Origin of the sequence: Bradyrhizobium sp. Bra78 (assembly GCF_024519855.1) — a bacterium.
In the GTDB taxonomy this organism is placed as follows: domain Bacteria; phylum Pseudomonadota; class Alphaproteobacteria; order Rhizobiales; family Xanthobacteraceae; genus Bradyrhizobium; species Bradyrhizobium japonicum_G.
Genome location: NZ_JALJRE010000006.1, coordinates 377,958 through 396,480, shown reverse-complemented (window position 1 = coordinate 396,480; position 18,523 = coordinate 377,958). Strand labels below are relative to the sequence as shown.

The window sequence follows — 18,523 nt, the reverse complement described above, 5'->3', positions numbered from 1 at the left end:
GCGTCTCATTCCTTTGCAGCGCATGCCTGCAAGCCAATGACATTGCCGCTGACATTGGTGTCGGGCAGAGAGAGGATCATAATGCGCAAGCTGTTATCCGCGATGGCATTCCTGTTCATGGCAACGGCCGTCGCCACGACAGGTGCGCAGGCCGCGCCCTGCATGGTCGTCACATTGACCGGCACCAGCGGTCCGCCGCCCTACAACGACCTCGCCGGGCCCGGGACGTTCGTGCGGTACGGTGACGACACAAACGACTGCAGGTCCGCGCTGATGCAGTTCGACGCCGGCCGCGGAACGCTCATGAGACTGGCGCAAATCGGCGTCCAGGCCGCGCAGCTCAACGGCGTCTTCTTCACACACATCCACTCGGACCATACGGAGGGATTCTCCGATATCGTGCAGATGCGCTGGTTCTTCGGCGTCCCTCAAGGCCCGAAGCTCGACGTCGTCTGCAGCACCGACGAGAAATCGCAGCTTGGATTCACCGTGAGTTGCAGCAAATTTGTCGCCCATATCGACGACGCCTATGAGCAGTCAGGTGAGACCGCCTACCGGGCCGCCGAAATGAAGGGCCTCGTCGACGCAGCCGGTCCGGTTGCGGGGATGAAGGTTGTCACCTTCGATCCAAAGGACGACGCACAAGTCGTTTGGACGTCAGGTGACGTGAAGGTCAGCGCGATCCGGACGACGCACATCCCGGGTTCTGCAGCCTATCGCGTCGACACGCCGGCCGGCAGCGTGGTGATTGGCGGGGACGCATCCAACGACGTGCAGGCTCCGCCGCGCAAGACCTCGACGTCGGATCAGGTCGAGAAGCTGGCCAAGGGTGCCGATATCATCGTGCATACGACCATCCACCCCGTGCTTTCGCCGGAAAGAGGCAGTGGAGCGCCGCCTCCGGTCTACTATCGCCAGAGCAATGCGACCGATCTCGGTGCCATGGCTCAACGCGACGGGGTGAAGTACCTCATGCTCACCCATCTCGCGCCGTCACTTGGTGCTCCTACTCAGGGGACCGTGAAGGTCCCCGGTGGCCCGTTGACGGAGCAGGACTACCGGAAAGCCGCCGAGGACGGCGGCTACACCGGCAACATCATCGTGGGCACCGATCTCGCCAGCGTGAGGTTGCCAGCTAAATGAGGAGCACGACACCTAGGTCGCCTATTGGCCCTTAGCTGGACCACGTTGAGCCCGTTATATTGCCTGCTATCGTCGGAACAGCGGACGCGGAATGGCGGGGACGGCGCCTGGGCGCCTTTGCCCACGCTGCTTTATCTTCCGTCATTGCGAGCGTAGCGAAGCAATCCAGAATCCCGCCGCGGTGACAGTCTGGATTGCATCGCTACGCTCGCAATGACGAGGCGCCGAAAGTGTCCACACTCGTAACTCGTCATCGACAATAAAAAAACGCGGCGTTTCCGCCGCGTTTTCCAATTTCATCTGCCGCTTGCGATTACGCCTGCGGCTGCGGCTCCAGGCCGGGATCCGGATCGGGCCGCGGGCGCGACTTGCCGGCCGGGGGCACGGCGGAGGCGCGCGGCGTGGTCGGCTCGAGCACGGATTCGCGGTTCGGCTTCTTGCCCTTGAGCAGATCGACGATCTCGTCGCCGGACAGCGTCTCGAACTCGAGCAGGCCCTTGGCGAGCGCTTCGAGGTCGGCGCGCTTCTCGGTGAGAATGCGCGTCGCTTCGTTGTAGCCTTCTTCGACGAAGCGCCGGATCTCGGTGTCGATCTTCTGAACCGTCGCTTCCGACGCGTTCTGGGTGCGCGACACCGACATGCCGAGGAAAACCTCGTCCTGGTTTTCGCCATAGGAGACGGTGCCGAGCGCCTCGGACAGGCCCCAGCGCGTCACCATCATGCGGGCCAGGCGCGTCGCCTGCTCGATGTCGGAGGACGCACCGGAGGTCACCTTCTCGCGGCCGAAGATCAGCTCTTCGGCGACACGGCCGCCCATCATGATGGCGAGCCGCGAGGTCATCTGCTCCAGCGACATCGACAGCTTGTCGCGCTCAGGCAGCTGCATGACCATGCCCAGCGCGCGGCCGCGCGGAATGATGGTCGCCTTGTGGATCGGGTCGGTCGCGACGACGTTGAGGCCGACGATGGCGTGGCCGCCCTCGTGATAGGCCGTCAGCAGCTTCTCTTCCTCGGTCATGACGAGCGACTTGCGCTCGGCGCCCATCATCACCTTGTCCTTGGCCTCTTCGAACTCGGCCTGCGTCACCATCCGCTTGTTGCGGCGGGCGGCGGTCAGCGCGGCCTCGTTGACCAGATTCATCAGGTCGGCGCCGGAGAAGCCCGGGGTGCCGCGCGCGATGGTCTTGAGGTTGATATCGGGGGCCAGCGGCACCTTGCGGACGTGAACCTTGAGGATCTGCTCGCGGCCGACGACGTCCGGGTTGGGCACCACGACCTGGCGGTCGAAGCGGCCGGGACGCAGCAGCGCGGGATCGAGCACGTCGGGACGGTTGGTCGCGGCGATCAGGATCACGCCCTCGTTCGCTTCGAAGCCGTCCATCTCGACCAGCAGCTGGTTCAGCGTCTGCTCGCGCTCGTCATTGCCGCCGCCGAGACCGGCGCCACGGTGACGACCGACGGCATCGATTTCGTCGATGAAGATGATGCAGGGCGCGTTCTTCTTGGCCTGCTCGAACATATCGCGCACACGAGAGGCGCCGACGCCGACAAACATCTCGACGAAGTCCGAACCGGAAATGGTGAAGAACGGCACGTTGGCTTCGCCCGCGACCGCACGCGCGATCAGGGTCTTGCCCGTGCCGGGAGGGCCGACCAGCAGCACGCCGCGCGGAATGCGGCCGCCGAGGCGCTGGAATTTGCCGGGGTCGCGGAGGAATTCGACGATCTCCTGCAGGTCCTGCTTGGCCTCGTCGACGCCGGCGACGTCCTCGAAGGTGACGCGGCCATGCGCTTCGGTGAGCATCTTGGCGCGCGACTTGCCGAAGCCCATCGCCTTGCCGGCGCCGCCCTGCATCTGCCGCGACAGGAATATCCAGACGCCGATCAGCGCGATGAAGGGCAGCCAGGAGACCAGCAGCGAGACGAACCACGGCACGTTGTCGCCGGGCGGCTTCGCGGTGATCTGCACCTTGCTGTCATAGAGGCGCTTCACCAGCGTCGGATCGCTCGGCGCATAGGTCTGGAAGCTCGAGCCGTTGGTGAAGGTGCCGTGGATGTCCGGCCCCTGGATCACGACGTCGCGCACGTTGCCGCGGTCAACTTCGCTCAGGAGCTGGGAGAAGGCGATGTCCTGCGAGGAGGCGCGCTGACCCGGATTCTGGAAGAGCGTGAACAACGCCAACAGCAGCAAGACAATGATGACCCAGAGGGCGAAATTGCGCAGATTGGCGTTCATCGATCTTCCTTCGTGGTCGCGCGGATCGCGGCCTGATCCTTGGGCGGTTAGCTAGTTGGGGCAGTACGAGGAAATCCCAAGGAATCCTCTCGGTTGGACGCATACAATTTAGGTGCCGCCCCGGTCGCTGCCAAGGGAACGAGATGGGACTATTTATCCCATCTTAGAGCGATTCCCGCTGAAATAATGGCGGCCTGACAGGGGTTTTTCCTGCCTGGTTAAGGTGGCCTGACGGAGCGCCACCGAAACGGCCGGTGCCATGATCCGCGCTCGGCTCCCGTGATCCGCGCTCAGCGCCCCTTGGGCCGCCGGGCCGGCGCCGGCGCGACGTGGATACGCCCCCCGGCAAGGCTGATCAAGGCTCCCGCGAGGGTCTGTCGCAGCACCGGCCGGCCATTTGCGGCCGCGGGCCCCGCAGCCATGGCCTGGTCGAGCGCTGTCATCAGGGTTTCGACCTTGCCCAGTTCCGCCGGCCCTTCATGGCCGAGCGCATTGACCGCCCGCAGCAGGAGCCGCAGCCGGACCTCCTCCGGCAGGGCGGCAAACGCTTGGGCTTCGAAAAAGATTTGGGCCTCGAAGCTTCGAACGCCCGCCTGCGGCGCATCGCCGCGCGCCCGGAGTTGAAGGAAGCGCTCGGCGCCATCGACCATCAGTTCGACCGCCGCATTGGCGCGCGCCAGCCTGCCTGCGAGCCGGGCCAGCGTGCGGGCGTCGCCGCCCTCCGCCGCAAGCTGCGGCAGCAGCGCGCGCAGCCGCGGCCGGGTGAAGGCGGTGTCGCGGTTGGTGGGATCATCGGCAAACCCGATCTTGGCCCGCTGCAGGGTCGCGACCAGCTGCGACTTCGGGACATCGAGCAGCGGACGCGCAAGGACGACGCCGTCGCGCTCGGTGAGGCGGGCCATCGCCGACAGTCCGGCAAGTCCGCTGCCGCGGACAAGACGCATCAACAGGGTCTCGGCCTGGTCGTCGCGGGTATGGGCGGTCAGCACATGGCTCGCGCCGGCCTTGCGCGCAGCCTGCGCGAGCAGGCGGTAGCGGGCCTCGCGCGCGGCCGCAGGCAATCCCGTCTCCGGCTTTGCGCCACGCCAGCGCAGGGTCCGGTGGGTCAGGCCGAGCCCGGTCGCCAGATGCTTGACCTCGCGCGCCTCGCGCGCCGCTTCCGGCCGCAGGCCGTGATCGACGGTGACGACGGTGAGATGCGGACCGCGCGCAAGGCCGCGCCGCCAGCGCGCCGCGAGCCACATCAGGGCAACGGAGTCAGGCCCGCCGGAGACCGCGAGCACCAGTGCCGGCGCGCCTTTGAGCTCGGCGAAGAGCTGCTTCGCCGCGCGCGCCGAGATCGGTGAATTGTCGTCGTCTGACATGACGCGGCCCTGACGGTCGCAAGCGGATGCCGCAATGTTTAGCGCAGCGCCGTCAGCATTGTCAGGACTTAAACGCTACGCGTCAGCACTTCACCCGCTTCTGCTCGCGGTCCACGGCCGCTTTGACGCCGGCGGAGGCGCGCGGATATTTGCGGCCGATTTCGCCGAAGGCGGCGCAGGCGGCCTCCTTCTCCTTCAGCGCGGCCAGCGACTGGCCGAGCCGCAGCAGGGCATCCGGGGCCTTGGCGGACTTGTCGTATTTGGTGGTGACGGCGAGGAAGGCTTCCGCGGAGTCGCGGTATTGCTGGCGCTGGAAATAGCTCTCGCCGAGCCAGTATTGCGCGTCGCCGAGCAGCGGATCGTTCGGAAATTTCTGCGAAAAGTTCTTCATGGTCTGCTCGGCGAGCGCGTAGTCCTTGCGCTGCATGTAGCCGATGCCGAGGTCGAACTCGTCGCGCGGCGTGGCCGAGGGCGGCAGGGTCGCAAGGCCCGTGCCGCCTGATGGCGCGGGATTGCCCTGTTGGGCCGGCGGATAAGCGGGCTGCGCGGGGGCCGCTGCCTGCGGATAGCGGCCGCCATTGTTGGAGAGATCGAGCGGCTCGCCGTAGCCGCGCCCGCCGGGCGCGGCTGCCTGACCACCACCCGCCGCGATCGGCTGCTGCCCGCCGCCGAGCGCGCGCGGCGCACCCGGGGCACCGGGATTCTGGTTCGGGTCAAACGCATCGCCGCGGCGACGACTGCCGGGCGCGCCGGGCGCAGGCGGCTCCTGAACGATCGGCGCGGGCGAGGCGATCTGCGGCTGCTCGTAATTCGGCTGGGCCGGTTGCTGTTGCGGCGGCTGCTGGCGATAGGCCGGCGCGGCCTGCGCGGGCGGCATGGCCGCGACGTTGGGCTGGCCCTGTCCGGGCGCAGCCTGCGCGCCGCCCTCGAGCGCCCGCAGCCGCTCCTCGAGCTGGCGGTTGCGGTATTGCAGCTCCTCGTTCTGGCCGGTGAGCTGGCGCAGCTGGTTCTCCAGCCGCTCGATCCGCATCTCGGGGTCGGCATCATCCGATTGCGCGAAGACGGGCGAGCCGAAAGAGAGCAGCGCGGCGATCGCCACGGTGCCGGTAATTGCCTTGAATCTGGATGACATCTTGCCCTGACGACGAAAGCGAAATGGCCTGCGACGGATCATTCGACGCGCCACACATTGAAGTGGAGTACGCCAAAAATGTGACTGGAACCAAGGGGTTTCTGTCACAGATCGCTGAAACGAAACCGGCGCCCGAGAGGGGCGCCGGCATATTCGGTTTCTGAAGATGAACGGCGCCTGACCAATCGCCAGGGACCTGACTGAGCGTCAGGAGCTCGCGTTCAGCACGGTGACGGCACGGCGGTTCTGCGACCAGCAGGAGATGTCGTTACAGACGGCCACCGGTCGCTCCTTGCCGTAGGAGATCGTGCGCATGCGGTTCGGGTCGATGCCGCGCGAGGCGAGGAACGAGCGCACCGACTGGGCTCTGCGGGCGCCGAGCGCGATGTTGTATTCGCGGGTGCCGCGTTCGTCGGCATGGCCTTCGATGGTGAAGCTGTAGCGCGGGTAGCTCTGCAGCCATTGGGCCTGCTTCTCCAGGGTCACGATCGCCTGCGGGGTCAGATCGGTCTGGTCGCTTTCGAAGAATACGCGGTCACCCACGTTGACGACGAAATCCTGCTGGCTTCCGGGCGTCGCCGCATTGGCCATCGCATCCGTGGCAGAGTTCTTGTTGGCGCAGGCGCCCATCGACAGCGCGACGGCAAGCACCGCGACCAGCTTCAATCCCTGGAGGATACGCATAGGATGTTTCATTCCGGAGCCTCCACGCTCACGTTCAGTCCACTGCTGTCCGGTCTACAGGGGGTTGGTTAAGCGAACGTTCCGTCAACCTTGACGGAACCTTGCCTCAGCCGGTCAAATGCCCCCAACCAGCGAAAAGCAACCGTCATGGTTAATGGGTTGTAAATGTGGCGCGAGGGTGAAGGCAAGCCGCGCCGGCCGGCAAAAACGCTGGATCCTGCCGGAATTTTGGGCCCCGAGGATATGTCAGGCGACCGGGGCCCCCCGCCGAAAGGCGGCGGCCTCGGAACATGCCCAGCCCGCCCTCAGGCGTGAGCGGCGTCCGCCACCAGCACCGGCTGCGGGACGGGCCGCTGCGGGACCTCGCGCTGGCCGCCGCGCCCGAACAGCATCCGCCGCTCGAAGGCGGTGGACCGCATGATCGGATAGCGCTCGAACACTTTCTTGCGGAAGGTCGGGAAGTCCGCCGCCATCAGCCCGAACGGCTTGGTCAGTCCCGGAACCAGCCGGGGCTCGGCGATGGTCTCGTGCAGGAACACCCGCCGGTAGAAGGCCTGATGCTCGGGACGCACGATCGCAAGGCCCAGATCGGCATTGAAATGCTCGCAGGCCATGTAGGCGAGGCGCGTCGTCAAATAGGGCAGTTCCGGAACCCGCTTGACCTGGTCGGGATCGGCGACGAAGCGCGTCGGATCGATCATGACCTCGCCGCGGTCGAGCCGTGGCAGCAGAATATCGGGAAAGACGTCGGCCGAGGTGGACTCGCGCCATTCCGAGGTCAGCACGCTGATGCGCACCGAGCTGCAGAGCTCGCCGTGGAGATAGACACCGAAGGTCCACGCGTTCGGCAGCTCGTCATAGCGGTCGGTGACCCGTGCGTCCGCCGACTCCCTGACGGCGCCTTCGCGCAGATAGGCGCGGTAGCGGAGATTGTAGATCTCCTCCTTCTCGGCAAACGTCTCTGCGAGATGATAGTCGACGTCGGTGAGGAGTTCCGCCCCTCGTCCAACAGCCGAAATGACCGCTCTGGCTGAGGACTGCATTCCAACTCCTTACTCACCGTTCACGACGCGCTGCCCAAGGCAACTCCTGCGGGACAACCTGCGCGCGCGTGATCATTTATTAACAGCTCCTTAACAAGTATGCAAAGCAATCGAAGGGTTAGGGTTAATCACCCGTAGGACTACGGTGCCCGGCAACAGACTGAAACGACAGGAAATTCAGCGAAGCGGCGTCAGGCGAAGGAGCGCGTGCCGACGACCTGGAGCAGGCCGTCGCCGCGCCGTCCATAGGAGGCGTTGAGGAGCTGGCGCATCCGCACGGCGGGCACCGGACGGCTGAACAGATAGCCTTGCGCCTCGGAGACGGTGCCGTCGGCGCTGATCAGCTCGAGCTGCTCGTTGGTCTCGATGCCCTCGACCACGACCGACATGCCGAGATCGGCGGACAGCCGCGCCACGCCGCGCAGCAGCGTCAGCGGCCGGTCGGTGTCGATGCCTTCGAGGAAGGAGCGGTCGATCTTCACCTTCTGCATCGGGAAATTGTGCAGATAGCTGAGGCTCGAATAGCCGGTGCCGAAATCGTCGAGCGAAATGCGCACGCCGAGCGCATGCAGTTGCGACAGGATGTCGTGCGTGAGCTGGGTGTTGCGCAGCAGCGAGGATTCGGTGATCTCGATCTCGAGCCGGTGCGCCGGAAGCCCCGAGACCTCCAGCGCGTAGCGGATTTCGCTCAGGACGTCGCGCTGGTGGAATTGCTGCGGCGAGAAGTTGACGGCGACGCTGACGCCGTCCGGCCATTTCATGCATTCCATGCAGGCGCGGCGCAGGATCCAGCGGCCGAGATCGACGATCAGGCCCATGTCCTCGGCGACCGGGATGATGTCGACCGGCGAGACCGTGCCGCGCACCGGATGATTCCAGCGCAGCAGTGCCTCGCAAGTGGTGATCTTGCCGGACTTCAGATTGACCAGCGGCTGGTAGAACAGCTCGAACTCCTCGTTGGCCAGCGCCTTGCGCAGATCGAGCTCGAGAATGCGGCGCGCCTCGACGGTCGCCGCCATCTCGTCGCGGAAGAAGCAGAAGGTGCCGCGGCCGTCGGCCTTGGCGCGGTACAGCGCCATGTCGGCGTTCTTGAGCAGCGTATCGGCGCTGACGCCGTCCGGCGCGGTCAGCGCGATGCCGACGCTGGCGCCGATCTCGACCAGGTGATTGTCGATGCGGTAGCGCTCGCTGAGCCGCTCGACGATGCGGCGCGCCAGCGCGGCGGCGTCCTCGGGCGACGCGATGTTCTGCTGGAACACGACGAATTCGTCGCCGCCGAAGCGCGCGACGAAATCCTCGGGACGCAGCATCTCGCGCAGCCGGTTGGCGACCGCACACAGGAGCTGGTCGCCGCAGGGATGGCCGAGCGTGTCGTTGACCTGCTTGAACTGGTCGAGGTCGATGAACAGCAGCGCCGAGAGGCGTTCCGAATTGTGCGAAATCGCCAGCAGCCGTTCGATCTCGTCGCGGAAGCTGACGCGGTTGGGCAGCGCCGTCAGCTCGTCGTAACGGGCAAGATGGCTGATGCGGGCTTCCGCGTTGGTGCGTTCGGTGATGTCTTCCAGCAGCAGCACGGTGCCGCCGCCGGCCATCGGCTGGAACGTCCAGGCCAGCGTGCGGCCGCGCGAGGGGTCCGGGTCGGCGGTGACGATCTCGCAGATCCGCGCGTGTTCGATCTCGGCCATGATCTGGTTGCCGCTGTCCGCCGAGATCGACCGCGCGGCGACGCAGGCCGACACGATGTCGGCGGCGGTGGCGCCGCGCTTGACCAGATCTTCAGGCAAGGCCATCAGCTCGCCGAAGCGATGGTTCATCACCGCAAGGCGGCTGTCGGCGCGAAACATGCACAGGCCATGAGGCATGTTGTTGAGCGCGGTGTCGAACTGGCTCGCCAGCGCGGATTCCCGGAAGCTCGAGGTCAGCGCCTTGACGAAGATCGCATGCAGGCCGAGGTTGATGTTCTTCAGCGCGATGAAGAACAGCCCGAGCAGGATCGCGAGCCCGATATAGTAGAACCCGCCATGCAGCATCAAGGCGAGCGACATCGGACCGCAGGCCAGCGCGACGTGCCACTGGATCACCCGGGGCTGGCCGTAATTGCGGGCGGCGCCGCCGGCGGTGTAGCCGACCGTGACGGAGACGCAGAGCATGTTCGCGACCGCGTCGTCGTTGTTGAAGATGACGACGAAACACCACAGGCCGATGATGCCGGCATAGACGAGCGCGCCGAACCAATAGCGCGGCTCCAGATGCTTGGCCTCTGCAAACGTCAGGGCCGGGATCCGGTTTTCGTAGCGCCGCATCTGAAACGCGCGCGCAGTGCCGATGGCGATGATGAGAAACGCGATCGGCCACAGCAGGACGTCGCCGGTCTTCAAGGCAGTCATGACCGCAGCCACGGCGGTGCAGGCCGATCCGAGGAAGATCGCCCAGAAATTCTGCACCATGGAGTTGACGAGAGCGGCGTAGAGTATCGGCTCCAGCTCGTCTCGATCGCTCTGCTTCTGGTCGGCCAGCTGCATCGGCTTGCTACGCGTCCTGTTTAGCGCGTACTTTTACCCAAGCCAGATGAAGCCTTTCTGAGGGAACATCGTTAAGGTCGGGTTGTTTTTCGGCAATAGCGAACCCATTTCTGCTGATATATCAAGCAGCTAGGCAAGCCTTGCCGGGCACAAGGTGAAGGAAACCTTGCATTCTCCGCCGAACGCGAAAAAATCGGCGCGTTTTTTCGGAAACATCGCGTGTCTGGAGACGCGATGTCTTAGCCGCCCTGTGTCGAGGACAACAGCGGCGACCATGCCGGGTCGGAGGCGAAGCCCGGCGTCGGCACCTTCAGCTCGTTGCGGCCCGAGATGTCGACGGAGAACAGCGACGGCCCGCCGCTGCCGCCGGGATCGCGGAAGAACATCAGCACGCGGCCGTTCGGCGAAAACGTCGGGCCTTCGTTGTGAAAGCCGGAGGTGAGCAGCCGTTCGCCGGAGCCGTCCGGCTTCATGACGCCGATCGAGAACTGTCCGCCGCCCTGCCTGGTGAAGGCGATGTAGTCGCCGCGCGGCGACCATACCGGCGTCGAATAGGTGGCGTTGGTGTCGTCCTTGGAGAAGGAAATGCGCTGCGCAGCTCCGCCGCCCGCCGCCATCACATAGATCTGCGACCTGCCGCCGCGATCGGACTCGAAGCAGATGCGGGTGCCGTCCGGCGAGTAGGACGGAGATGTGTCGATCGCCGGCGTATCGGTGAGGCGCGTGGTCGAGCGCGAGCGCAAATCCATCACGAACAAATTGGAATTGCCGCCCTGCTGCAAACTCATGATGACGCGCTGGCCGTCCGGCGAGAAGCGCGGCGCAAAGGTCATGCCCGGGAAATTGCCGACGATCTCGCGCTGGCCGGTCTCGATGTTGAAGAGATACACCTTCGGATCGCCCTGGCCGAACTCCATGTAGGTGATCTCTTGCGAGTTCGGCGAGAAGCGCGGCGTCAGCACGAGGTCGGCGCCGCGAGTCAGATAGCGCACATTGGCGCCGTCCTGGTCCATCATCGCGAGCCGCTTGACGCGGCGCTCCTTCGGCCCGGACTCGTCGACGAACACCACGCGGCTGTCGAAATAGCCCTTCTCGCCGGTCAGCTTCTCATAGATCTGATCGGAGATGATGTGGGCGATGCGGCGCCAATATTCCGGCGAGGTGAAATATTGCTGGCCGGCGAGCTGCTGGCCGGTGACCACGTCCCACAGGCGGAATTCGGCCTTGAGGCGGCCGTCCGGCTGCCGCGTCATGCGGCCGGTGACCAGGGCCTGCGCGTTGAGGGTCTTCCAGTTCTCGAATTGCGGCGCGACGTCGATGTTGCTGATGCGCTCGATGAAGGCGGCCTGGTCGACGGGGGCAAACAAACCCGAGCGCTTCAGATTGTTGGTGATGACCTGCGTGACGCCGTTGCCGACGTCGCCGTCGGCGGGTGAGCCCGGCACGAAGTTGGTGATCGCGATCGGAATCGGCCGAAACTCCGTGGGATCGATGCGGAGCCGCCCCTGCGGCTGCTGGGCGAAGGCCTGTCCGCCCCCCAGCATCGCGAGCGTCGATCCGGTCAGGGTCATGAAGCGGCGGCGGTTCATCGATCGAACGTCATTCATCGCAAAATTCTTTTGTTCGGATGTCACAACATGTCTTTCAGGCCGAAAGTCATCGGAATGAGCTTCCAGCTCTCGTATTGCTGCTTCGGCAGGAACGAATAGACCTGACACTGCACGATGGCGCGCTTGGCGCTCTCGGCCACAGCCTGGGCGATCGAGCGCGACGGCCCTCTCACCGCGACGACGACCGGCTCGGACGCGAGCGATCCGTCGATCTTCATGGGAATGTCGATGTCGGCCTCGTACTGATCGGCGTCCTGGCCGTTATAGGTCGGCGTGAAGCAGCGCTTCACCGCGCCCTGGAACGCACCCCGCCAGGTCGCGACGTTGTTGGCGGCCGTTCCGATCGTCGATCCCAGCGAGGCCGACGCATTCAGCGTCGAGCCGGCGAGCTCGTGCCGGGTCGCGGCGCGCTTGTCGAGGTCACGCTGGATCTGCGCGGGATCGAAGCTGCGCTCCTTGGGCTTCGGCTGCTGCTGCGGCTGCACCGCCGCGACCTTCTGCTCCGGCTTGGGCGGCGGCTTCTTGGTTTCGAGCTTTTTCTGCAGTTCGGCGATCGGATCTTCCTTGGCCGGATCAGGCTTCTTTTCCGGCGGCTTCGGCTCTTCCTTCGGCTTGGCTTCCGCCACGGGCTTGGGCGGCTCGGGCTTCTTCTCGACCGGCTTCTCGACCGGTTTTGGCGGCGGCTCGGGCGTCGAGTTGGTCTTGATCAGCTCTTTCTTCTCGGTGACCTTGCCGACGGCGTCTTCCTCGGGCTTGGCCTCCGCGATCTTCTCGACCTTGGGCTTCGGCTCTTTCTTGTCGCCGGTCTTCTGCCCCGACATCATCTGCGCGAGCTGGTCGGTGGAGATGATGTCGATCGGCAGCGACTCTTCCGCCGGCACGAATGCCCTGCTGCTAAAGGTGACGAGCCCCCATCCCAGCACGAGGACGTGGAGGGCAATCGACGCAACGAGTGTCTTGTCGACCTTCACCTTCACCGCTTACCCCTGATCCGCTTCCGTAACGAGGGCGAGCTTCTTGAATCCCGCGCCGGACAACAGGCCCATGACCTTGGCCACCGTGCCGTAATCCGCCTTCTTGTCGGCACGCAGATAAATGCGCTCCTCGAGCCCGCCGCGCGCGTCGGTGATCGCCTTCAGCTTCGGGATCAGCTCGTTGATCGCGATCTCGGCATCGTTGATGAACACCTTGCCCTTGATATCGACCGACATCTGGATCGGCTTCTGGTCGTTGTTTTCGAGGCTCTTGGCCTGGGTCTGCGGCAGGTCGAGCGGCACTCCGACCGTCAACATCGGCGCCGACACCATGAAGATGATGAGCAGCACCAGCATCACGTCGACCATCGGCGTGACGTTGATCTCGGCCACGACCGGCTTGCGCCGGCCACGGCGCCCGCCGCCTCCGGACGAACTCGCGACGTTCATGCCCATGGTCTGGTGCCCAAATTGCCCTTCACACTATACATGCCGTCCGTCAGCCCCGCTCGTCGATCTGGCGCGACAGGATGGCTGAAAATTCATCGGCGAAACCTTCGAGCCGCTGGGCCTGCCGGTTCACCTCGGACGTGAACTTATTGTAGAAAATAGTGGCAGGAATGGCGGCGATAAGGCCGACGGCGGTCGCAAACAGCGCCTCGGCGATACCGGGGGCCACCACCGCCAGAGAGGTATTTTTCGACGCTGCGATCGACTGGAAGCTCGACATGATGCCCCAGACCGTGCCGAACAGGCCGACGAAGGGGCCGGCGGAGCCGACAGTGGCGAGCACCAGCAGACGCCGCTCCAGCCGCTCGACCTCCCGCGCGATCGAGACGTTCATCACCTTGTCGATGCGCATCTGAAGGCCTGCGACCGAGCGCGCATGGCTCTCGAACGAACGCTTCCACTCGCGCATCGCCGCGACGAAGCAGGCCGCCATCGAATGCGTCGGCTTGGCCGAGAGCGTACGATAGAGTTCCTCGATCGACTCGCCGGACCAAAACGCCTGCTCGAAGCGGTCCATCGAACGCCGGGTGCGGGCGAACAGAAAGATCTTGTCGATGGCGATCGCCCAGACCCAGACCGAGCAGGACAGAAGTCCCAGCATCACCGCTTTCACGATCCAGTGAGCCTGCCAGAACAGCGCGATCAGCGACACGTCCGCGGAAGCGGCAACCGGAAGGGCTGACTGAGCCACGTCGGCCGGATTCATAAGCGGTATCCTCTCAAGGCGATCGTACCTCATGTCCCGGCCAGCAAATGGCCGCCGGTTCCCCAACAGCCGCGCTACAAACCGGCGTGGCCGGCAAGCCCGCTCAAAGCCTTGTCTTTCTGGGGTGCAGGGCTCGTCCAAAGCCGGCCGCCTGCATTCCCTGCCAAGATGTCAAAACTATGGGCCTTGACCGCAGCTTTGGGCGCGATTGTCCGCAATTACCAGAGCCCGGCGATAGTTAATGCGGGGTTACCGCGGACGAATTTGGCTGGCGGAAAGGTAGGCAACGCAGGGAGTTGGGTCACTGCGCCGGGGCGGGCTCGGGGCAATTGGTTAGCCGCGCGGGAATACCGACCGCGGTGCAGCCGGCCGGCACGTCCGATGCCACGACCGTGCCGGCACCGATCTTGGCGAAATCGCCGATGCTGATATCGCCGAGAATGGCCGCACCGGCGCCGATATAGACGCCGCGGCCGATGCGGGGCGAGCGCGCCGGCATTTCGCTGCTGCGGCCGATGCTGACATTCTGGAGGACGGTGGTCCCCTCGCCGATGACCACGTTCGCGCCGATCACGATACCCGTGGCATGGTCGAGATAGACCGACGCGCCGATGCTGGCGGCGGGATGAATGCTGACCTGCAGCAAATTTGAAGACTCGTTCTGAAACAGCAGGGCGGCATCGACATGGCCGCGGTGCCAGAGCCAGTTCGAGACGCGCCAGGCTTGCAGCGCGACATAACCCTTGAAATGCAGCAGTGGCGGCAACAGCTCGGCGATGGCGGGATCGTGGATCGCGATCGCCTGCAAATCGCGGCCGGCTGTCTCGATCAGGTCCGGCGAGTCGCTGAAGGCATCGAGGGCGAAGGCCGTGAAGCGCGCTCGCTCCGCTGCAGAGCCGCCTAGTCTGCGCCCGATCAGATCGGCCAGTGCGGCAGCAAAATCGTCATGGACGAGGACTGTATCGGCGAGGGATCTGCCAAAGACAGGATCGGCCGCGATCGCACGTTGTGCCTCACCGCGAATCTCCTGCCAGAAACTCTCGTTCGCCGAGGTCGCAACCGCCGTCATCGCCGCCTCTTTCTTCTCGCGTCTCGAATATAGGCCGGGGGCCGTCCGCGCGCCACGCCGCGCCGGCGGCACGATTGGTACCCCCGAGCAACATGCCGCAGCCCCTCCGTGAGGCTACGAGCTTGCATGCCAGGCAGCCGGGACCATATAGTCCGGCGAACTTCAGGCCAGCTCTGCTTCGGCCGGGGATGTCCAGGCAAAACATCTCGTTCAAGCCCCCGCGATGGTCCGCCATCCGCGGGTTTTTCGTACCCGGCGGCCTTCGGCGCTGCCGCAACGAATTCCGGATCCCTCAGCCAAGGTCATGCCAAGAAAGGTTACGCCAAGACATGTCGCCCAACGCGCCCGCCGACGACCAGCACGACGACGTCATGTACCCCTCCGCAATACCGTTCGTGCTGGTCCATCTCGGCTGCGTGGCGGCCGTCTGGACGGGCATCACGTGGCAGGCCGTCGCGATCTGCGTGTCACTGTATGGCGTGCGCATGTTTGCGATCGGAGCAGGCTACCACCGCTATTTCTCCCATCGGGCTTTTGCGACCAGCCGGGTGTTTCAGTTCATCCTGGCCTGCCTTGCGCAAAGCACCGCGCAGAAGAGCGTATTGTGGTGGGCGGCCAAGCATCGACACCATCATCTGCATTCCGATACCGAAATCGACGTGCATTCCCCACGACACCGCGGCTTCCTGTACAGCCATCTCGGCTGGATCTTTTATCGGGAGCACGACGGGACCGACCTCGTGAAGGTCGGCGACCTCGCGCGTTACCCGGAGCTGATGTCGCTGCATCGGCTCGAACTGCTGCCGGCGATCGTGCTCGCAGTGCTCTGCTTCCTGGTTGCGGGCTGGTCGGGCCTGGTCGTGGGCTTCCTGTGGAGCACGGTGCTGCTCTATCACGCGACTTTCTGCATCAATTCCCTCGCCCACGTGCATGGACGCAAGCGCTACGTGACCGGCGACGATTCCCGCAACAACTGGCTGCTGGCGTTGTTCACCCTGGGCGAGGGCTGGCACAACAATCACCACGCCTACCAGAGCAGCGTGCGACAAGGTTTTCGCTGGTGGGAAATCGACGTGACCTATTACATCCTGAAGGTCCTGTCCTGGTGTGGCGTCGTCTGGAACATGAAGGCGCCGCCCGAACAGGTGCTGCGCAACGAGCAGCCGCTCGGCGCACGCGTCATCAACCGGGCGGCGCGCGAGCTTGCCGCCCGGTTCGATGCTCAGAAACTCGCGCACGCGATTTCGTCGGCGCGGCGCCGGGCCGACCTCGCCCAAATGCAATTGCCGACGCTGCACGACATCCTCAATCGCGCGCATGAAGGCGTCGACGCGCTGACGCATCTGCATCTGCCGGCGATCCCGACCCGCGACGAGTTTCTCGCCGAGGCCAGGGCGATGTTCGCGCGGACGCGGTCACTCAACGAGATCGTGGACCATGCCTACGAACACTTTTTGACATCGGTTCGCGCGCAGCTCGCCACGGCGCGCTGAACCTCACGGCCGGGTCTGCCGGCGCAGGCTGAGCGCATAGAGCCAGCCGCCTGCCGCGACGAGGACGGGAAGGACGAAGAGCGCGAAATCGCGGAGCAGGATCATGGGGCAAGGTCCGGTGCCGCGAACGAGATGGCGCGCCTGAGCGCGAACGCAGCGAGCTGGTAGAGGGCGAGGCTGAGAAAAACCTTCCACGCGTTGCCGACCACAAGCTCCGGATAGAATTTGATCTCCGTCGGCCATCCGTTGAGGAACGCGATCGCGAGCGGCACCGATGCACCGTACCGGTCGAACAGCGCAGACGCGCGTTCGAGAAGAGCGATCCGCTGCCCGATCGGCTTGCGTCCGGCGTTCGTCATGGCATTACCCGTGGATGCGCGAGCAAAGCGCGCGCTCAGGGCTTAGTCGGGGCTCGAGCTGATCCGGTTCTATCGGCTCCCACTCCCCGTATGAGATCGTCGCGAGACCTGTACTTCCTCACCCGGATTGCATCTGCGATGCAATCCGACCTCTCCCCGCACGCGGAGCGAGGTGAAAAACCAAACCGCCCGCCTGCGGGATGCGCAGGCGGGCGGCTCGGGGCCATCAGGACTTTGGGGGCATGTGCCTGAAGGCTTTGAGAGGTCCCCGGATCAGCCTTGCTGCTGATCGGTCGGCGGCGGGGTCGGACGCGTCTTGTGCTGCGCCATGAACTGGTCGAACTCTTCCTTGTCCTTGGCGTGACGCAGGCGGTCGAGGAAGTTCTTGAACTCGACCTGCTCTTCCTCGAGCCGCTGCAGCGTCTCGGTGCGGTACTCGTCGAAGGCGCGGTTGCCGCTCGAGGGCGGGCCGAAACCAAAGCCGAAGCCGTGGCGCTCCATGCGGCCGCGCATGCGGTCCATCTTGTACTGCATCCGCTCCATCTTGTTCTGCCAGCGATCCTGGTGGCTCCAGCAACCCATTTTTCTGCTCCCGAGTGTGAAAAAGAGAAGGGCGAGTCCGATCGGCCACCAGATGATGAAGCCGAGGATGGTCACGGCGATCCAGCCGGGATGCCATGGCGTGTCGAGCATGCGGGGACGCTCGTAGTATTGGTTTTGGTCCGAAGGGCCGCGCCAGCGATTGACATCAGCGGTGTAGGCCATTTCCCATCTCCATGACGGCAACAGTGCCGTTGTGAATGTAAATAACATTTACATAGCTAAATCATCCCGCGATTTTGTCAAGCCGGCCGCCCGACAGGGTCTCGGAATTATTTGCGCAACTTTATTTCGGCTTGCCCCAGGGACCGCCGGGCGGCACGCCGGAACCGGAGGATGCCTCCGGCGGCACCGGGGGCGGCTCGGCGCTCTTGGCCGGCGGACGGCGGTCGGTCGGGAAACCGAGACCGCGCAGATAGATCAGCACCTCGGCTTCGAGCAGCTCATCCGGCGACATCGGCAGCTTGCGCCGCGCGGCATCGCCGCGCGAGAACAGCGAGGCAACGCCGTGCGCCATCGACCAGATGTGCAGCGCCATCATCATCGCCGGCGGCCGCGGCGTGCCCGGCGGCGCCAGCGCCGCCAGGCGCTCGGCCGCGGCGCGAATGATGTTGAAAGCCCGCTCGCTGGCGGCCTGAAGCGCCGGATTGGCATCGACCGGAAGGCCGGATTCGAACATCGCATTGTAGAACGCGGGCTCCTCGCGTGCGAAGGCGAGATAGGCCCGGCCGACACGCTCGAACGCCGTGACGGTATCGGGCCGCCCGTCATCCCAGGCCGCGGTCAGGCGCGCCTCGAACTGCTCGAAACCGCGTTGCGCGATCGAGGACAGCAGCTCGTCGCGGTCGCGGAAATGCCGGTACGGGGCTGCCGCGCTGACGCCGGCCATCCGCGCGGCATCGGCAAATGTGAAGCCGGCTGCGCCCTTCTCGGCAATCAGCCCGAGGGCGGCCTGCAACAGGGCTTCCTTCAGATTGCCGTGGTGATAGCCGCGCTCGGCGCGGCGCTGCTCCTTGCGCCAGCTCATGTGAACGAGCTTTACATGAGCCGGGCGCGAAGGTCACTAGCGGCGACCGGG

Annotated in this window: 16 protein-coding genes; 2 read left to right on the top strand and 14 right to left on the bottom strand. The window is 65.0% G+C overall.

The genetic code is table 11. The annotated features are described in order from the left end of the window. Window positions 1-36: 36 nt before the first annotated feature. Complete coding sequence (locus OC450_RS16960; RefSeq protein WP_262048302.1) at window positions 37-1,143, top strand: hypothetical protein; 1,107 nt, start codon at window positions 37-39, stop codon at window positions 1,141-1,143. Window positions 1,144-1,456: 313 nt separating this feature from the next. Here the strand turns inward: OC450_RS16960 and ftsH are convergent, their stop codons facing one another. The 11 genes from ftsH to OC450_RS16905 form a co-directional block, all read right to left on the bottom strand. Next, on the bottom strand, window positions 1,457-3,379 hold the full coding sequence (ftsH, locus tag OC450_RS16955; protein WP_211382216.1) for an ATP-dependent zinc metalloprotease FtsH: 1,923 nt from the start codon (window positions 3,377-3,379) through the stop codon (window positions 1,457-1,459). A gap of 290 nt (window positions 3,380-3,669) precedes the next feature. Beyond that, window positions 3,670-4,743: a tRNA lysidine(34) synthetase TilS gene (tilS, locus tag OC450_RS16950; protein ID WP_256805687.1), complete on the bottom strand. Its 1,074-nt coding sequence runs from the start codon at window positions 4,741-4,743 to the stop codon at window positions 3,670-3,672. 82 nt (window positions 4,744-4,825) lie between these two features. After that, window positions 4,826-5,875, bottom strand: a complete 1,050-nt coding sequence (ybgF, locus tag OC450_RS16945; RefSeq protein ID WP_211382214.1) for a tol-pal system protein YbgF — start codon at window positions 5,873-5,875, stop codon at window positions 4,826-4,828. A gap of 207 nt (window positions 5,876-6,082) precedes the next feature. Then, complete coding sequence (pal, locus tag OC450_RS16940) at window positions 6,083-6,571, bottom strand: peptidoglycan-associated lipoprotein Pal (protein WP_211382213.1); 489 nt, start codon at window positions 6,569-6,571, stop codon at window positions 6,083-6,085. A gap of 293 nt (window positions 6,572-6,864) precedes the next feature. Further along, the gene (locus tag OC450_RS16935; RefSeq protein ID WP_211382212.1) at window positions 6,865-7,602 is read right to left on the bottom strand and encodes an N-acyl amino acid synthase FeeM domain-containing protein; all 738 of its coding nucleotides are present in this window, start codon (window positions 7,600-7,602) and stop codon (window positions 6,865-6,867) included. Window positions 7,603-7,793: 191 nt separating this feature from the next. Beyond that, window positions 7,794-10,124 (bottom strand): putative bifunctional diguanylate cyclase/phosphodiesterase, encoded by a 2,331-nt coding sequence (locus tag OC450_RS16930; protein ID WP_211382211.1) that lies wholly within the window; start codon window positions 10,122-10,124, stop codon window positions 7,794-7,796. Between the two features lie 239 nt (window positions 10,125-10,363). Further along, complete coding sequence (gene tolB / locus OC450_RS16925; RefSeq protein WP_211382433.1) at window positions 10,364-11,713, bottom strand: Tol-Pal system beta propeller repeat protein TolB; 1,350 nt, start codon at window positions 11,711-11,713, stop codon at window positions 10,364-10,366. Window positions 11,714-11,754: 41 nt separating this feature from the next. Beyond that, window positions 11,755-12,711 carry a protein TolA gene (locus OC450_RS16920; protein WP_211382210.1) on the bottom strand — a complete coding sequence of 319 codons (957 nt, stop codon included), beginning with the start codon at window positions 12,709-12,711 and terminating at the stop codon, window positions 11,755-11,757. Between the two features lie 3 nt (window positions 12,712-12,714). Then, the gene (gene tolR / locus OC450_RS16915) at window positions 12,715-13,164 is read right to left on the bottom strand and encodes a protein TolR (RefSeq protein ID WP_211382209.1); all 450 of its coding nucleotides are present in this window, start codon (window positions 13,162-13,164) and stop codon (window positions 12,715-12,717) included. Window positions 13,165-13,207: 43 nt separating this feature from the next. Next, window positions 13,208-13,924 carry a protein TolQ gene (gene tolQ, locus OC450_RS16910; protein ID WP_018641591.1) on the bottom strand — a complete coding sequence of 239 codons (717 nt, stop codon included), beginning with the start codon at window positions 13,922-13,924 and terminating at the stop codon, window positions 13,208-13,210. Window positions 13,925-14,225: 301 nt separating this feature from the next. Then, entirely contained in the window at window positions 14,226-14,993 is a 768-nt protein-coding gene (locus tag OC450_RS16905; protein ID WP_262048301.1) for a serine O-acetyltransferase, read from the bottom strand. 329 nt (window positions 14,994-15,322) lie between these two features. Here OC450_RS16905 and OC450_RS16900 point away from each other — a divergent pair, with 329 nt between their 5' ends. Beyond that, entirely contained in the window at window positions 15,323-16,486 is a 1,164-nt protein-coding gene (locus tag OC450_RS16900; protein WP_262048300.1) for an acyl-CoA desaturase, read from the top strand. 101 nt (window positions 16,487-16,587) lie between these two features. On the opposite strand, the gene OC450_RS16895 is transcribed toward OC450_RS16900, so the two are convergent. The 3 genes from OC450_RS16895 to OC450_RS16885 form a co-directional block, all read right to left on the bottom strand. Then, a complete protein-coding gene (locus tag OC450_RS16895; protein WP_211382206.1) occupies window positions 16,588-16,845 on the bottom strand; it encodes a hypothetical protein in 258 nt (85 codons plus the stop codon). Between the two features lie 273 nt (window positions 16,846-17,118). Then, window positions 17,119-17,610 carry a DUF2852 domain-containing protein gene (locus OC450_RS16890; RefSeq protein ID WP_211382205.1) on the bottom strand — a complete coding sequence of 164 codons (492 nt, stop codon included), beginning with the start codon at window positions 17,608-17,610 and terminating at the stop codon, window positions 17,119-17,121. 121 nt (window positions 17,611-17,731) lie between these two features. Then, a complete protein-coding gene (locus tag OC450_RS16885; protein ID WP_211382204.1) occupies window positions 17,732-18,472 on the bottom strand; it encodes a TetR/AcrR family transcriptional regulator in 741 nt (246 codons plus the stop codon). Window positions 18,473-18,523 lie beyond the last annotated feature (51 nt).

What these genes read in the sequence shown, in the direction of transcription:
- OC450_RS16960 (WP_262048302.1), top strand. Translation starts at nt 37, where the DNA reads ATGACATTGCCGCTGACATTGGTGTCGGGCAGAGAGAGGATCATAATG.
- ftsH (WP_211382216.1), bottom strand. Translation starts at nt 3,379, where the DNA reads ATGAACGCCAATCTGCGCAATTTCGCCCTCTGGGTCATCATTGTCTTG.
- tilS (WP_256805687.1), bottom strand. Translation starts at nt 4,743, where the DNA reads ATGTCAGACGACGACAATTCACCGATCTCGGCGCGCGCGGCGAAGCAG.
- ybgF (WP_211382214.1), bottom strand. Translation starts at nt 5,875, where the DNA reads ATGTCATCCAGATTCAAGGCAATTACCGGCACCGTGGCGATCGCCGCG.
- pal (WP_211382213.1), bottom strand. Translation starts at nt 6,571, where the DNA reads ATGAAACATCCTATGCGTATCCTCCAGGGATTGAAGCTGGTCGCGGTG.
- OC450_RS16935 (WP_211382212.1), bottom strand. Translation starts at nt 7,602, where the DNA reads ATGCAGTCCTCAGCCAGAGCGGTCATTTCGGCTGTTGGACGAGGGGCG.
- OC450_RS16930 (WP_211382211.1), bottom strand. Translation starts at nt 10,124, where the DNA reads ATGCAGCTGGCCGACCAGAAGCAGAGCGATCGAGACGAGCTGGAGCCG.
- tolB (WP_211382433.1), bottom strand. Translation starts at nt 11,713, where the DNA reads ATGAACCGCCGCCGCTTCATGACCCTGACCGGATCGACGCTCGCGATG.
- tolR (WP_211382209.1), bottom strand. Translation starts at nt 13,164, where the DNA reads ATGGGCATGAACGTCGCGAGTTCGTCCGGAGGCGGCGGGCGCCGTGGC.
- tolQ (WP_018641591.1), bottom strand. Translation starts at nt 13,924, where the DNA reads ATGAATCCGGCCGACGTGGCTCAGTCAGCCCTTCCGGTTGCCGCTTCC.
- OC450_RS16905 (WP_262048301.1), bottom strand. Translation starts at nt 14,993, where the DNA reads ATGACGGCGGTTGCGACCTCGGCGAACGAGAGTTTCTGGCAGGAGATT.
- OC450_RS16900 (WP_262048300.1), top strand. Translation starts at nt 15,323, where the DNA reads ATGTCGCCCAACGCGCCCGCCGACGACCAGCACGACGACGTCATGTAC.
- OC450_RS16895 (WP_211382206.1), bottom strand. Translation starts at nt 16,845, where the DNA reads ATGACGAACGCCGGACGCAAGCCGATCGGGCAGCGGATCGCTCTTCTC.
- OC450_RS16890 (WP_211382205.1), bottom strand. Translation starts at nt 17,610, where the DNA reads ATGGCCTACACCGCTGATGTCAATCGCTGGCGCGGCCCTTCGGACCAA.
- OC450_RS16885 (WP_211382204.1), bottom strand. Translation starts at nt 18,472, where the DNA reads ATGAGCTGGCGCAAGGAGCAGCGCCGCGCCGAGCGCGGCTATCACCAC.